This window comes from Bibersteinia trehalosi USDA-ARS-USMARC-188 (assembly GCF_000521725.1).
Classification (GTDB): Bacteria; Pseudomonadota; Gammaproteobacteria; order Enterobacterales; family Pasteurellaceae; genus Bibersteinia; species Bibersteinia trehalosi.
The window spans coordinates 534,514-548,694 of the sequence record NZ_CP006954.1 but is presented as its reverse complement, the minus strand read 5'-3'; the positions used below and the strand labels follow the sequence as shown (position 1 = coordinate 548,694).

At 40.4% G+C, this 14,181-nt stretch carries 15 protein-coding genes; 7 read left to right on the top strand and 8 right to left on the bottom strand.

What is annotated here, in order from left to right; genetic code table 11:
* Positions 1-28: 28 nt before the first annotated feature.
* The gene (locus tag F542_RS02670) at positions 29-583 is read left to right on the top strand and encodes a TetR/AcrR family transcriptional regulator (RefSeq protein ID WP_025266841.1); all 555 of its coding nucleotides are present in this window, start codon (positions 29-31) and stop codon (positions 581-583) included.
* 119 nt (positions 584-702) lie between these two features.
* Here the strand turns inward: F542_RS02670 and tcdA are convergent, their stop codons facing one another.
* The 4 genes from tcdA to F542_RS02650 all read right to left on the bottom strand — a co-directional run bounded on the left by tcdA (position 703) and on the right by F542_RS02650 (position 4,578).
* Positions 703-1,467: a tRNA cyclic N6-threonylcarbamoyladenosine(37) synthase TcdA gene (tcdA, locus tag F542_RS02665; RefSeq protein ID WP_025266840.1), complete on the bottom strand. Its 765-nt coding sequence runs from the start codon at positions 1,465-1,467 to the stop codon at positions 703-705.
* A 55-nt stretch (positions 1,468-1,522) separates the two neighbouring features.
* Positions 1,523-2,143 carry a thiamine diphosphokinase gene (locus tag F542_RS02660; protein ID WP_025266839.1) on the bottom strand — a complete coding sequence of 207 codons (621 nt, stop codon included), beginning with the start codon at positions 2,141-2,143 and terminating at the stop codon, positions 1,523-1,525.
* Complete coding sequence (locus F542_RS02655; protein WP_025266838.1) at positions 2,143-4,083, bottom strand: ABC transporter ATP-binding protein; 1,941 nt, start codon at positions 4,081-4,083, stop codon at positions 2,143-2,145. Before F542_RS02655 ends, F542_RS02660 begins: the two co-directional genes overlap by 1 nt.
* Positions 4,084-4,245: 162 nt before the next feature.
* Entirely contained in the window at positions 4,246-4,578 is a 333-nt protein-coding gene (locus F542_RS02650; protein ID WP_015433079.1) for a helix-turn-helix domain-containing protein, read from the bottom strand.
* A gap of 135 nt (positions 4,579-4,713) precedes the next feature.
* On the opposite strand from F542_RS02650, the gene F542_RS02645 reads away from it, so the two are divergent.
* The 6 genes from F542_RS02645 to F542_RS02620 all read left to right on the top strand — a co-directional run bounded on the left by F542_RS02645 (position 4,714) and on the right by F542_RS02620 (position 9,269).
* Positions 4,714-5,340, top strand: a complete 627-nt coding sequence (locus F542_RS02645; protein ID WP_025266837.1) for a DUF805 domain-containing protein — start codon at positions 4,714-4,716, stop codon at positions 5,338-5,340.
* Positions 5,341-5,362: 22 nt separating this feature from the next.
* Complete coding sequence (locus F542_RS02640) at positions 5,363-5,611, top strand: hypothetical protein (RefSeq protein ID WP_025266836.1); 249 nt, start codon at positions 5,363-5,365, stop codon at positions 5,609-5,611.
* Positions 5,612-5,613: 2 nt separating this feature from the next.
* Complete coding sequence (locus tag F542_RS02635; RefSeq protein WP_025266835.1) at positions 5,614-5,868, top strand: hypothetical protein; 255 nt, start codon at positions 5,614-5,616, stop codon at positions 5,866-5,868.
* Between the two features lie 65 nt (positions 5,869-5,933).
* Complete coding sequence (locus F542_RS02630) at positions 5,934-6,356, top strand: hypothetical protein (protein WP_025266834.1); 423 nt, start codon at positions 5,934-5,936, stop codon at positions 6,354-6,356.
* A 109-nt stretch (positions 6,357-6,465) separates the two neighbouring features.
* On the top strand, positions 6,466-8,400 hold the full coding sequence (gene parE / locus F542_RS02625; RefSeq protein WP_025266833.1) for a DNA topoisomerase IV subunit B: 1,935 nt from the start codon (positions 6,466-6,468) through the stop codon (positions 8,398-8,400).
* 11 nt (positions 8,401-8,411) lie between these two features.
* Positions 8,412-9,269, top strand: a complete 858-nt coding sequence (locus F542_RS02620; protein ID WP_025266832.1) for a glycosyltransferase family 2 protein — start codon at positions 8,412-8,414, stop codon at positions 9,267-9,269.
* Between the two features lie 39 nt (positions 9,270-9,308).
* On the opposite strand, the gene malQ is transcribed toward F542_RS02620, so the two are convergent.
* The 4 genes from malQ to ccmE are packed head-to-tail and all read right to left on the bottom strand — an operon-like array spanning position 9,309 to position 14,009.
* Positions 9,309-11,288 carry a 4-alpha-glucanotransferase gene (gene malQ, locus F542_RS02615; RefSeq protein ID WP_025266831.1) on the bottom strand — a complete coding sequence of 660 codons (1,980 nt, stop codon included), beginning with the start codon at positions 11,286-11,288 and terminating at the stop codon, positions 9,309-9,311.
* A 52-nt stretch (positions 11,289-11,340) separates the two neighbouring features.
* Entirely contained in the window at positions 11,341-11,499 is a 159-nt protein-coding gene (locus F542_RS10995; RefSeq protein ID WP_158329203.1) for a DUF5363 domain-containing protein, read from the bottom strand.
* A gap of 33 nt (positions 11,500-11,532) precedes the next feature.
* Positions 11,533-13,488 (bottom strand): heme lyase CcmF/NrfE family subunit, encoded by a 1,956-nt coding sequence (locus tag F542_RS02605; protein WP_015433087.1) that lies wholly within the window; start codon positions 13,486-13,488, stop codon positions 11,533-11,535.
* Entirely contained in the window at positions 13,485-14,009 is a 525-nt protein-coding gene (gene ccmE, locus F542_RS02600; RefSeq protein ID WP_015433088.1) for a cytochrome c maturation protein CcmE, read from the bottom strand. The genes F542_RS02605 and ccmE overlap by 4 nt, the downstream gene beginning before the upstream one ends.
* Positions 14,010-14,181: the final 172 nt, after the last annotated feature.

Here is a 14,181-nt window from a genome sequence, read left to right as displayed (position 1 = left end):
ATATCTTGCAAAAGAAAGGAAATAAAAAATGAAAAAAGAAGATCCAAGAATTACCCGCACGCGTAAAGTTATCCACGAAACATTCTTGGCTCTACTGGAAGAGAAAAATTATGATGAAATTACCGTGCAGGATATTTTGGATAAGGCGGACATTAACCGCTCAACTTTCTATAAACACTACCTGAACAAAGACGCACTGGCAACGCACATTATCGAACGGCTCAAAGCAGATGTGATTATTCCGATTCTTGAACAACGTTTCAGCTCACCAACTATGGAGTTCGCTCTGAAAGCCGCTCCGATTATTAACGAATACCGAAAAACGATACGTTTACTCTGGCAAATCGAAACCCGCCGTATTAACTTAAAACAAGATATGCAAAAAATCATACGGCAGAAATATTTGGAAAACCAAGCGGCTAGTTCTCCGCTCAGCGACGAGGACAAGCGTTTCCAAGGACAATTCTTCGCGATCATCTCCATCGGTATGCTGGAATATGTGCTGATGAACGACAAACCGTTGGATCCGCAGAAAACCCACGCGAATTTACAGGAAGTGCTTCGTTACTTTGTCCTGAAATAACACATAAACCGTAGGGGCAAATTACATTCGCCCAACAAGCGGTATAAAATTAAGGAAAATTTGCAAAATGAGTAATCGAATTATTACCTAAAGTAGGATGGGCTTCCGTCATCTTTATATCAGGATTTTCGAAACAATAGCTTATCAATCACCCGACTCACCGCAAAAAATCCAAAAGTGGCAGTAACCATTGTTACCGCCCCAAAACCATTGGCACAATTCATTGTTGCCGAAACCTCACAGCCCTCGCCCATTTTCGGGAAAATTAGTTGTTGTGTTGAGAAAACACAATCCACACCAAATTTGCTTTTTGAGCTAAAACCATACTCTTTCCGAAGTAAAGTTCGCACTCTTGCCGCAAGTGGATCTTGCACAGTTTTGCTTAAATCCACAATTTGAATTTGGCTTGGATCAGTTTGCCCTCCTGCACCACCTACAGTAATAATTTTGATTTTGTGACGTTTACAAAACGCAATCATCGCTGCTTTTACTCGCACGCTATCAATCGCATCAATCACATAGTCATAGTCACGTTGCAGATACTCTCTCAGATTATCTTGAGTTAAAAAATCATCAATAATCTCAACGATACATTCGGGATTAATTTTGGCTACCCGTTCTTTCATCACTTCAGTTTTGAGCTTGCCAATTTCGCCCGACATTGCGTGAATTTGGCGGTTGATATTGGTAACGCAAATATCGTCCATATCGATCATGGTGATTTTACCAATCCCTGAACGAGCCAATGCTTCCACTGCCCAAGAACCCACACCGCCAATCCCGACCACACAAATATGGGCTTGACGCAATTTCGCCAAGCCATCTGGGGTATAAAGGCGGCCAATACCGCCAAAACGCTGCTCGTAATTATCTATTCTTGCCATTTTTATGTTATTCCGAAAAATTGTTATGGTCTCTGTTGATGTTTAAAATAGCACATCAACATCCCTTCATCTCTTTACCAATAAAAACAAAAACCGCCCCTTGCAAAACCTCAAAAGAAACAAGATTTTGAGTAACAATGTTAGAAATACCAACTGAGTACCGACGATCTAAAATTAAATCCTGATAGGGATAATACAGCCCCTGTGAATGACTGACACTTGCACTATCGCCATAAGGCAAACAGGAAAAAGTGGCTCCGATAGGTAAATTTAATTGCACTTTACCTTGCAAGAAAAAAGCGATCTGCTCTTGTGGGTTATCGATCATTGCTTTCAATCCTAATGTTTGTGCCAGCGCGAGCAAGGATAAATTCGCATAAATATGATCTGCTCGCCCACCACTCGCGCCATAAATCACGATTTCTTGAAAGCCCTGTTCTGCCGCAAAACGCACGGCCTTCTCGCCATCGGTGTAATCTTTTTCGCGTGGACAAGATAACACTTTCCCTTGTAATTTATCCTGATATACGCTATCCAAATCACCAACAATCGCATAAGGAGCCCTACCCTCAGCCAGTAAATTCGCTCCACCATCGGCACAAATAATATATTCTTCCGCAATAGACTGAGAAAAATAAGGGGTATTGAGCAAAATTGCTGCTTTAGTCGGTAGCATTACAGATTTCCGTTTTTAATATTCTCTAATGCTTCCCAACGTTCAAACGCCAATTCTAACGCTTGTTCCGTATCGGCTAGTTTTTGCAGTTGAGCGTTGGTGTAGCTTGGCTCTTTACTGAAAAATTCCGCACTATTGACTTCGGCTTGCAAAGCTTCAATTTCTGCTTCCAATTGCTCCATTTTGGCAGGCAGTTCATCTAGCTCACGCTGTTCTTTGTAGGAAAGTTTTACTTTCTTCGCTATTTCAGCTTTTGGCTTTGTCTCAACAAGCAGTGCTTTTTCTTCGGTTTTTTGCAAATTTTTGCTCGAACTTAACCGCTTGTCGGCAACGGTAGCAAAATAGTTTTCTTGTTGCTGTTTCGCATCAAAATAACCGCCAACATATTTATTGACGACACCTTCGCCTTCAAAGAAGTAACATTCTGTTACCGTATTATCCACAAATTGACGGTCGTGGCTGACGATAATCAATGTGCCTGGATAGTCGGTGAGCATCTCTTCCAATAATTCCAGCGTTTCTACGTCTAAATCGTTGGTGGGTTCGTCCAGAATTAACAGGTTGTTCGGTTTAAGCAGAAGTTTCGCCAACAATAAGCGGTTTTTCTCACCACCTGATAAGGCTTTTACTGGGGTCATTGCGCGTTTTGGTGGGAACAAGAAATCTTGCAGATAGCCTAACACGTGGCGTTTTACCCCGTTCACTTCCACATCTTGTTTGCCGTCTGCAACGTTATCCATCACTGTTTTTTCTAAATCTAATTCCGCACGGTATTGGTCAAAATAAGCCACTTCCAATTTTGTGCCACAACGCACTGTGCCTGATGTCGGTTGAATTTCGCCTAACAGTAATTTAATTAAGGTGGTTTTGCCGATACCGTTCGCCCCGATTAAAGCAATTTTATCGCCACGCAAAATCGTCGTACTGAAATTTTTCAGCAAGGTTTTCCCCCCGATTTCATAGCTGGCATTCTCCACTTCAAACACAATTTTGCCTGAGCGTGCGGTGTTATCAATCTGGATTTTTGCCGTGCCTTGCACTTCTCGGCGATTACGGCGTTCTTCTCGCAAGGCTTTCAACGCTCGCACACGCCCTTCATTTCTGGTTCGTCTTGCCTTAATCCCCTGACGAATCCACACTTCTTCTTGCGCTAGCTTTTTGTCAAATAGCTCATTTTGAAGCGCTTCCACTCGCAAATCTTCGGCTTTTTCTTCCAAGTATTTATCGTAATTGCTTGGATAAGAAACCAACTTACCCCGATCCAAATCCACAATGCGAGTCGCCATTTTGCGGATAAAAGCACGGTCGTGGGAAATAAAAATAATGCTGCCTTTAAAATCCAACAGGAAATTTTCCAACCACGCTATCGCATCAATATCTAAATGGTTGGTCGGCTCGTCCAATAACAACACATCAGGATCAGCCACCAATGCTCGAGCCAGTGCCGCACGGCGAACCCAACCGCCCGAAAGCTCGCATAAACGTTTATTGGGATCAAGCTCTAAGCGTTTGAGTGTGTCTTGAATACGGTTTTCAAATTGCCAACCGTTAGCGTGTTCTAATTGCGATTGCACTTCCGAAAGCTGCGACATCAACGTATCGCTATACTCTGTTTGCATTTGCAACGAAATATGATGGTAGCGTTTAAGCAGATCGGCAAGATGGCTAACCCCTTCCGCCACATAGTCAAACACAGTTTCTTCAATGTGACGTGGTGGATCTTGCTCTAATCGAGTAACCACAATATCTTTTTCAAATACCAATTTGCCATCATCAAGCTGTACTTCGCCTGCAAGTATTTTCATTAAGGTGGATTTGCCAGCCCCATTTCGCCCCACTAAACAGACTCGCTCGTTCGGCTCAATGTGCAGTTCGGTATGATCTAATAAAGGGTGATCACCAAAGCCTAAATAGGCGTTGGAAAGGTTGATAAGTGCCATAATTTTCTCAGTTAAAAAATTTTGCGGATTTTAGCAGGTTTTAGACCGCTTGTCGGTAGGCTATATTTAGCAGGGTGCAACTTGTTGCATCATTGAAATAATTTCACTTGTGTGTGGTGCAACAAGTTGAACTATAAATTCTAATCAAAGATTATTCCCCACCTATTTTCTTATCTCTTTAATAAAGTCCACCAACAATGCCTTTTGTGACTGAGTTAATGTCTGCCAGAGACGATCTTGCTCATCACTATTCCAATCAAAACCTTCCATACAATCTGCAAAAAAGTAACTGATCGGCGTTTTCAAAAAAGTCGCAATCGCTACTAAGTGTGCCACATTAATTTTATTTGCCCCACGTTCATATCGAGAAAGCTGTGGTTGGGAAATATCCACATACTCCGACAGTCGTTCAGCGGAATAGCCCATTTCTCTACGTTTTTGTTGGATTCTTTGACCGACAAGTCGGTCGATGTCTGATGCAACTGGTTGTGCCATTTTACTGCCTACTAAGATTATTCATTTTAGGCATATTTTTTGTGATTTATTGCATTGACTGAATACGCTATAAGGCATAGAATACGCCCATTAAATGCCTAGAAGGCATAATTTATCAACAATAGGAATTCTAAAATGAATATTATCAAAGGAATCTTTGGATTTGAGGGAAGAATTGGCAGAGCATCCTTTTCTGTATTTTTGTTATTTTTCTTTGCTGGCTGTATCGTATTCAATTCAGCGATTCTTATGTTATCAGGTATGATTGGACAACTAACTCTATTGGATATAATTCAGCAAGAGCCTATATTCTATACTGTATTACTAATTAGTTTGGTTATTTACTTGGTAATTAAATACTCTTACCTTAATAGAAGAGTTCATGATTTCAATAAGAGAGCAACAGAAAGCAAGCTATATAACTCTATCATTCTGCTTGATATAGCTTCTTTAGTATTGGTTATTTATTATCTCAAAATACAATCAAAAATTAATTATGAATTAATTGAGCATTACTATTCACTAATGCTATCTAAAACACAATCTAATATGAAACAAGCAGAATTCTTATTTATGTCATCAAATGAATTAAGAGATTCCATATCGCTATTAAGTAATTCCGGAACAGTCAGCATTATCTATATTATAGGTTTGCTCCTTTCTTCTTGCTGTGTCATTTCACTCTCTTTCATTAAAGGCAACGAAGGAGAAAATGATTTTGGCAAACCACAAGTTCCGTTTTGGAAGAAAACAAATTCTTAATTAACCTAGATAGGAGAAAAGTATGCGTAGTTTGAGAAAATTAGCTGTTTTAGCTATTGGTTTAGGAACATCTATAAGTGCTTTTGCAGATTGGATTACAATGTATGGTGATCATTCATATAATATGAGATATGTTTCTGCATCCTTTCGTACTTGTAAATATAGCACATCTCCAGTAGGTGGCGGCGAAGTTATATTCATTAGAGTAAGTAGTAGCATTTGCCCTTCCTTTATTGAATATAATCCTGAAACAAATTCATGGAGAGAATAGAGATGAACACTGATATTCATATCATTAGTAACCAACCAGAAAAACATTTAGAAATTATCAGTAAACTTGAAGAGATAGGTTACTTATTCTTAGATAAAGAATATAAAAAAGTATCCAATGAAGACCAATATATTCTGATTTTTTCTCGAAAAACATCTGAACGCAATTTAGATACTTTAAAAGAAAATATTCAAGTCGAGCTGAATAATATAATTCCCAATTTATATTCAGACATTGAAATTAAAGTATCTTACTAGTTGATTTTTAATATAAAGCAACTTAAATTTAGGTTGCTTTATTTTTACTATTCACTTTTTCAACTATGCGTAATTTCAAATTAGTCTTCCTCTTAATCTCTCTTATTTTTCCTCTTTCAGCCCTCGCCTGCGATGAAGATTACGGGCAAGGACAACGCTATTCCACAGGCTACTATCTTAAAAACGGTAAGCTCACAAAAAGCAAAGTTGAAAACTGCTCAAAAGGAATGCAAGAACAAAGCCATACTTTTGCAAATGGCGTTGTAGTGAGTTTCATCAATATCAATTTAGCAATGACAACGGGCGGAAACGGCTATCAAACCGATGTGTATATCAATGGCAAAGAAGCAAAGGAAACCCAAAGGTTAAAAGGCATTCCAGCTAATTTTAAAGGGCAATGTTATCAGTCAAAATCAAAGGAAACAGGTATATTGCATTTAGATTGCTATTTAGCCCGCTTACAAGCGGGCGATTTTTACCACATTTGATTGCTTTCAAAAAGTTTCTATTTCACTAATCTAAACCACAAAATTGGGAAAATCGCTCAATTTAAGGTAAAATCCGCCCTTTATTTTCACATCAATCAAAAGAGCCGCTATGACACAAAAACGCTATGGTGCAGATGAAATTACTGTTTTAAAAGATCTCGAACCCGTCCAACTCCGCCCTGGTATGTACACCGACACCACTCGCCCGAACCATTTAGGGCAGGAAGTGATCGATAACAGTGTGGACGAAGCGTTGTCTGGCTATGCGAGCCAAATTGATGTGATTTTGCACACCGATAATTCCCTTGAAGTGATTGATAACGGGCGTGGTATGCCAGTGGATATTCATTCCACCGAAAAAATGTCGGGCGTAGAGTTGATTATGACCAAACTGCATGCGGGCGGTAAGTTCTCGAATAAAAACTATACCTTCTCGGGCGGTCTGCATGGTGTGGGGATCTCTGTGGTCAATGCCCTTTCTAAACGGATTGACATTGAGATCAAACGCAATGGCGAAATTTATACCATCGCTTTTGAAAACGGTGTGAAAGTGGAAGATTTGAAAGTGATCGGCACTTGCCCGAAACGCCAAACAGGGACGGCAATTCGTTTCCACCCGAATATGGATTATTTTGATGAGAAAAAATTTTCCGTTAGCCGTTTGCAACGCTTGCTCAAAGCGAAAGCGGTACTTTGCCCGAAACTCACTATCAACTTTACCAACCATATCAACAAAACTGAGCAGACTTGGTGCTATGAAGATGGGCTAGCCGATTATCTCAATGATGTGATTGCAGAAAAGCAGCTAGGTGAAGAAGATTTTTTACCCAATCCGCCTTTTATTTACGATATTCAGAGTGAAATTGATGGCATTAATTGGGCGGCAAGTTGGGGGATTTTCTGGCAGCCGAAAGAAGAATTACTTGCCGAGAGCTATGTAAACTTGATTCCTACCTCACTTGCTGGCACACATGTAAACGGTTTCCGCAAAGGCTTATTTGAAGCAATGAAAGCCTACTGCGAACGCAATATCAAGATGCCAAAGGGTGTGGAACTGAATGCGGACGATGTGTGGAAACGCTGTAGCTATGTGCTTTCACTCAAAATGCAAGAACCACAATTTGCAGGGCAAACTAAGGAGCGACTTTCTTCCCGTCAAGCGGCAACTTATATGGAAAATATTGCAAAAGATGCCTTTGCGATTTGGTTGGAGCAAAATATAGAAACTGCAAAACAACTCGCAGAAATGGCGGTGGAATCAGCTCAAAATCGTTTCAATGCTGAGAAAAAAGTAATTCGCAAAAAAATCACTAGCGGCCCTGCCCTACCCGGCAAACTGACTGACTGTGCATCGCAAGATTTAAGCCGTACTGAACTCTTTTTAGTGGAAGGGGATTCTGCAGGCGGTTCAGCCAAACAAGCTCGTGATAAAGATTTCCAAGCGATTTTGCCACTGCGTGGCAAAATTAAGAATACTTGGGAAGATTCGTCTAATACCGTGCTTGGCTCGCAAGAAATTCACGACATTGCGGTGGCCTTAGGTATCGACCCTGATAGCGATGATTTAAGCCAACTGCGTTACGGCAAAGTCTGTATTCTTGCCGATGCAGATTCGGACGGTTTACACATCGCCACTCTACTTTGTGCTTTATTCTTACGCCATTTCCGTAAATTGGTGGAGGAAGGGCACGTTTTTGTGGCAATGCCACCACTCTATAGTATTGAGATCGGTAAAGATGAAGTGCATTATGCCCTAGATGAATCAGAAAAAGACGCAATTCTCGCTCAACTTGCGAAGAAAAAGCGTGGTACCCCAAAAGTACAACGTTTTAAAGGGTTGGGAGAAATGGATTATGAAGAACTGCGTGAAACTACAATGGAGCCGAGCAAACGCCGTTTAGTTCAGCTTACGTTAGATGATGCCGAAACTGAAGAAATGCAATCGACCATGGAATTAATGGACATGCTGCTCTCTAAAAAACGTGCAGAAGATCGTCGTAATTGGCTAGAAGAACGGGGGAATGAAGCCGAATTAGAAGTATAACGCGGAGCATAATGAAAGAGAGAGTTACAAATAAAAGTCGTTTAACCTTTGCGGTAATTACCGCAACTATCGGTAGAATTGAATTACACCGAGCTATTCAAAGTGTTGCAAACCAAACTTATCCAGCTAAACATTATGTGTTTGTTGATGGCGAGCAATTCTTTGATAATGCTCGTGCAATACTCAGCCAGTATCCTGCCGTTACCGCCATTTATTTGCCGATGAATACAGGGAAAGATGGCTGGTATAATAGCCGCATTAATGCAATAGCACCTTTTTTAGTACAAGAAGATATTATCTGTTATTTAGATGATGATAATTTCTATCAGCCTGATCATATTCAAAATGTTTTTGACGTTTATGTCAAAGAAGATCCTGATTACGTTTATACATTTCGCAACCTAATTGATCGCAAAGGCAATTTTTTATGTCAAGATAAAATCGAGAGTCTTGGGCATTATATAAAAAGCCATCCTAATACCTATACGGTCAATATTCGCCATCAAGGGATTCTCTTAGAGAATATTCGCTTTGAGTTAGGTAGCGAAAAATTCATTGATGTCAGTTGTTATACTTTTAAGAGAGCGCTGGCTCAAAATTTAGCACAAGCTTGGAACCAAATAGGCTTTGGTAATGATCGCTATGTATTTCAGCAACTAAATAAACTGAATGCAAAAGGTATCTGTACTGAAAAATTTAGTCTTAATTATCAATTTATTCCGAGTGCAGCCTCGATAAGAATGTGTTCAAGCCTGCAAGCTATTTTTGCAGAACATAAGATTGAATTAACCGAACAAGAAATAGAACATATTTTTTGTCAAATTGTCTGCCAAATTAACAACTGTGCTCACATCTTACCGCCTATTTAAAATAATCCCCTAAATAGCTCAGCTATCTAGGGGATAGTTTTAAGTGCGATTCTGCTGAATTGAGTTTAACAATGCTAATATTGACTCATCAGAGAAAATTGCTGTAATAGACTTTGATAATTTTCTCCGCCAATTTGGATGCTCAGAACTTGTTCCCGGAATATTCACGGGTTCTAACATATTCAGCCAATCTTCGGGCTGAGTTGCATAGAGTGCTGAATTAGTATGTGCAACATAGCTTTGCAGTTGATGATTGAAAGCAGAACTTATAGGCATTTTATCATTGCTTGCCAGAATCCCTACTTTAGCTAATACTTCACAAAATGCTTTTTTACTCAAAGAGCGATTCTCTTGCACAAAGTCTAAAATCGCTTGGCTTGGATAAATATCATAATGCTGACCAAGCGCAATATCATACTCCTGCCAATAACCATTAATCGTTGGCAGATCGTGAGTACTGAGTGTGGTCATTGCTTGGTATGGATAATGCGAAAGCGGTTTGCTCTTACCATCTTCAAATTCAAAATAGAATACGTTATAAGCGAGAATGCCTTTTTGCTCTAATGCCTCTAAGATACCCTCTGGCACAGTCCCCAATGCTTCTGCAATAATCAAGCACCGGTGGCGTTGGCTCTCTAAAGCCAAAATACCAAGCAAATCCTCAAAAGGATAACGAATATAAACCCCTTCTACTGCACTGCCACCTTGTAGTACCCACCATAAACGCATTAAGCCTAGAATATGGTCTATGCGTAATGCTCCACAATCTTGCATATTTGCACGTAATAGATCGATAAAGGGTTGATAGGCTCGTGCTTGCAATACGCTTGGATGCATGGGCGATAGCCCCCAATTCTGCCCTTGGGGCGCAAGCATATCTGGTGGTGCCCCAATACTTGCTCCCAGCACATAAAGAGATTTATCCGACCAAGTTTCCGCACCATTGTTTGCTACGCCAACGGCTAAATCGCGGTAAAACCCAATTGGCATATTGAGCTGTTTGGCTAACTCATAACAAGCTTTGAGTTGTTGGCTAGCAATAAATTGTAGCCACATATAAAAGCGAATACGCTCAGGCTGTTGTTGCTGAAAATCTGCAACTTGTGGTGAAGTATAATCTTGCCATTCGCTTGCCCAATTACTCCAACCCCATTGAGCAGGATATTGCTCGGATAGCCATTGATGTAACGCATCAAAAGTGCCTTGTATTTTTAACGGTTCGCCTTTCTCTACAATAAATTGTTCGAAATCAGTTTGATCTTCTTGTTTAAACTGTTCATAAGCAAGAGCTAAGCCTTGTAATTTTAGCTGAGTAACTAAGGAGTACGAAATATAATCACAAGTTCGCGCAGCATTTAATTTCTGCTGTGTTTCTGGCTGCTGAAACCACTCTTGAGCTTGGAGGCTATTTTGGAAAGCAGGTATGGCGGTTACATCAATATAGAGTATATTTTGCCATAAGCGTGATGAGGGACTATAAGGGCTTGCAGCTTCTGGATTAGCAGGAAATAAAGAGTGAATTGGGTTTAACCCCACAAAATCACCACCTTGCCGTGCTAAATAAGTGAGAAATTGGGCTAAATCGCCAAAGTCTCCAATTCCCCAATTTTGTTCAGAACGGAGAGTATAAAGCTGTAAAATTGCTCCCCAAAGCTTCTTTTTAGCCAAAATTTCTTTCGGTTGATAAGCAGTTTTCGGTGTAATAATTAAGCGACATTGTGCATCAGCCAATGTCACCTCATGGTAGCCCAATGGCAGATCTGATGGCAGCACAATCCGCCCATTTTCAGGAATCCCCGTAAATACCTCGCCGGTTTCCAGTTGTAATTGCCATTCTGAAAAATTTGTAAAATTTAGCGGAATTTCAACCGCTTGTCCTTGCTCCACAACCTGTACTGGGGGAAGTAATGCTTGTACTTGGGCTTGCCCTAATAATTGAGCCACGGCTTGGTGAGTCGCAAAAGCACTATTAAAACCATCAAAAAAGTAATCTTGTGTTTCCATTGTTATTTTTATCATGAATAAAAAATAAAACAGGGCGATAATCGCCCTGTGAACGCTAAAGTCATAATTATTTAGTTTGCTCTTGTTTGGTTTTTTCCTCAGTTTCTGGATCAAACTTCACTATAGGCACACAACCACGGCAAGCGCCGCCATCTACGCCTAAATCTTTACAGAGTTCGTTGTATTTATCCATTAATTTACGGAAAAAACCTTTGGATTCGCTCATAATCACTCCAAATTTAGCAAAGCAGTACATAGATTATGCTAATTGTGACTTAGTTGCAACCTTTAAACGATAACGTCTATCTAACATACAGAGCAATCCACCGAGTGCCATAAATATGCCACCGAACCAGATCCAACGGATAAACGGTTTATAGTAAAGGCGTACGCCCCAAGAGCCATCTTCCAAACGCTCACCCAATGCGGCATATAAATCACGAGTAAAGCCCCAGTCAATAGCGGCTTCGGTCATTCCCATTTTACTTACGTTATAGAAACGTTTTTCCGCTTCAAGAGTTGCTTCGTATTTTCCATTACGAGTGATTTCAATATCCGCTGTACCGCCGATATAGTTTGCCCCATTGCTGTCACGAATACCTTTGAAAGTAAATTCGTAATCTAAAATTTGAGTTTTATCACCCACATTCATTCGCACATCTTTTTCAATACTGAAGTTTTGGCTGAATGCGATGCCGAATACCGTCATTGCGACACCTAAGTGAGCAAGCACCATACCCCAGTGGCTACGAGAGAGTTTAAATAAACCTTGCACAAAACTGTGTCGGTGGGTTGCACGTTGGTGTAGCTCGTATAGCGATAATGCGATGATAATCACCGCCATCATTGTGCCAAGCACAACACTTACGGTGATTTTGCTGGCAAATAAATATGGCAGAGCAAAACCTAATACTGCCATTAGCAGAGTTGAAATAATTACAGGCTTACGAATTGCCGAGAACTGATCGCGTCGCCATTTTACCAGCGGCCCAACGCCTAACAAAAAGGCAAAAGGCACCATTAAAATCATAAACATTTGGTCGAAAAATGGTGCACCAATCGAAATTGTGCCCAGCCCAATCTGTTTATGAATAAGCGGTAAAATTGTGCCTAAGAATACTACTGACAAAAATGCCATCAGCAAAATGTTGTTCAGCAATAGTAAGCTTTCACGAGAATAGCGTTCTGAGTTATCCAAACTCTTAATTTTGTTGCCTTGATAAGCATAAAGTAAAAGTGAGCCACCAATCACAATCACTAAGTAAGCCAAAATATACAAGCCTCGTGTTGGATCAGAGGCAAAGGCATGTACAGAAACTAAAATCCCTGAACGTACTAAGAATGTACCCAGTAGGCAGAGTGAGAAAGCAAGGATTGCGAGTAACACTGTCCACGCCTTAAATGTACTGCGTTTTTCGGTTACTGCTAATGAGTGAATTAAGGCAGTACCTGCAATCCACGGCATTAGTGATGCGTTTTCTACAGGGTCCCAGAACCACCAGCCTCCCCAGCCAAGCTCGTAGTATGCCCACCAAGAACCAAGTACGATACCGAGAGTTAAGAATACCCATGCTGCCATTGTCCAAGGGCGAGACCATCTTGCCCAAGCGGTATCAAGCCGGCCAGTCATCAATGAAGCAATCGCAAAAGCAAAGGCGACTGAAAAGCCAACATAACCCATATACAACAATGGCGGGTGGAAAATTAAGCCCACATCTTGCAACATTGGGTTGAGTTCACGTCCATCGACAGGGAAATTTGGGAAAGTACGGTCGAATGGATTAGAGGTAAAAATAATAAAAATAAGAAAACCTATACTCACTAAGCCCATTACGGCTAATACACGAGCAACCGACTCTTCTGGCATTTGTCGGCTAAAGCTTGCTACTGCAACACTCCAAAGCGAGAGTAGCCAAATCCATAAAAGAAGAGAACCTTCGTGGCTCCCCCAAACAGCAGATAGACGATATTCAATCGGCAAGGTGCTATTTGAGTTGTTTACCACATATTGCACCGTAAAATCATTTACAGCAAAAAGATAAAATAAAGAGCCAAAAGAGACTGTCAGAGCTAAGAATACTGCCCATGTCATTGGTCGAACAAGTGAGATTAAAGTATGGTTATTTTTTTCCGCTCCCCAAAGTGGCAACACTGCCAGTATAACTGACAGTGCTAAACTCAAAGAAAGGGTATAGTTGCCTAATTCAGCAATCATTGATTTTCCCCTGTTAATTCACGACGATCGCGCTCAGACTCCCCCTTTAAATCATTAGCTGAAATACCCATTGGCTGATGAGCTTTTTTCATCTGATCATCTAATTCTGGAGGCATATAGTTTTCATCATGTTTGGCTAATACCTCAGTCGCACGCAGTTTAGTAGGCTCAATCAGCACACCTTGTGCCACAATACCTTGCCCTTCACGGAATAGATCGGGCAAAATGCCTTCATATTCCACTTGAATCGCAGGCCCAATATCATTCAAACCAAATTCAACTTTTAAGGTTTTATCATCACGTTTAACTGAACCATCAACAACCATTCCCCCCACTCGGATTCGTTGCCCAACTTCTGGCTTCGTATTGGGATCATCATTTTTCCCATACACAATTTCAGAAGGGGTATAGAATAGGTCAATATTTTGGCTTAATGCATACAAGGTTAAGCTCGCAGCAACAGCAACGCCTGCCAACACACTCAGAACGACTTTTAATCGAGATTTACGTCTTGGATTCATAATCACTCACTCTAAAAAAACAAAAAATTAACACTTACTATGCTATCAAAAAATCAGATAATCTGTGTCGATTATTTTAGTTAGTTTGATCAAAAACAAGCGGTTGAAATTAAACCATTTTTTACAAAATAAAAGGCATTGAAAGTGATTTTCAATGCCTTGTTTTTTGATT

Bases quoted from the DNA above. Each gene is read 5' to 3' on its own strand.
- F542_RS02645 (WP_025266837.1), top strand. From the start codon at position 4,714: ATGAATATTATCAAAGGAATCTTTGGATTTGAGGGAAGAATTGGCAGA.
- F542_RS02605 (WP_015433087.1), bottom strand. From the start codon at position 13,488: ATGATTGCTGAATTAGGCAACTATACCCTTTCTTTGAGTTTAGCACTG.
- F542_RS02620 (WP_025266832.1), top strand. From the start codon at position 8,412: ATGAAAGAGAGAGTTACAAATAAAAGTCGTTTAACCTTTGCGGTAATT.
- F542_RS02630 (WP_025266834.1), top strand. From the start codon at position 5,934: ATGCGTAATTTCAAATTAGTCTTCCTCTTAATCTCTCTTATTTTTCCT.
- F542_RS02640 (WP_025266836.1), top strand. From the start codon at position 5,363: ATGCGTAGTTTGAGAAAATTAGCTGTTTTAGCTATTGGTTTAGGAACA.
- F542_RS02660 (WP_025266839.1), bottom strand. From the start codon at position 2,143: ATGCTACCGACTAAAGCAGCAATTTTGCTCAATACCCCTTATTTTTCT.
- F542_RS10995 (WP_158329203.1), bottom strand. From the start codon at position 11,499: ATGAGCGAATCCAAAGGTTTTTTCCGTAAATTAATGGATAAATACAAC.
- malQ (WP_025266831.1), bottom strand. From the start codon at position 11,288: ATGATAAAAATAACAATGGAAACACAAGATTACTTTTTTGATGGTTTT.
- F542_RS02670 (WP_025266841.1), top strand. From the start codon at position 29: ATGAAAAAAGAAGATCCAAGAATTACCCGCACGCGTAAAGTTATCCAC.
- F542_RS02655 (WP_025266838.1), bottom strand. From the start codon at position 4,083: ATGGCACTTATCAACCTTTCCAACGCCTATTTAGGCTTTGGTGATCAC.
- tcdA (WP_025266840.1), bottom strand. From the start codon at position 1,467: ATGGCAAGAATAGATAATTACGAGCAGCGTTTTGGCGGTATTGGCCGC.
- F542_RS02650 (WP_015433079.1), bottom strand. From the start codon at position 4,578: ATGGCACAACCAGTTGCATCAGACATCGACCGACTTGTCGGTCAAAGA.
- ccmE (WP_015433088.1), bottom strand. From the start codon at position 14,009: ATGAATCCAAGACGTAAATCTCGATTAAAAGTCGTTCTGAGTGTGTTG.
- F542_RS02635 (WP_025266835.1), top strand. From the start codon at position 5,614: ATGAACACTGATATTCATATCATTAGTAACCAACCAGAAAAACATTTA.
- parE (WP_025266833.1), top strand. From the start codon at position 6,466: ATGACACAAAAACGCTATGGTGCAGATGAAATTACTGTTTTAAAAGAT.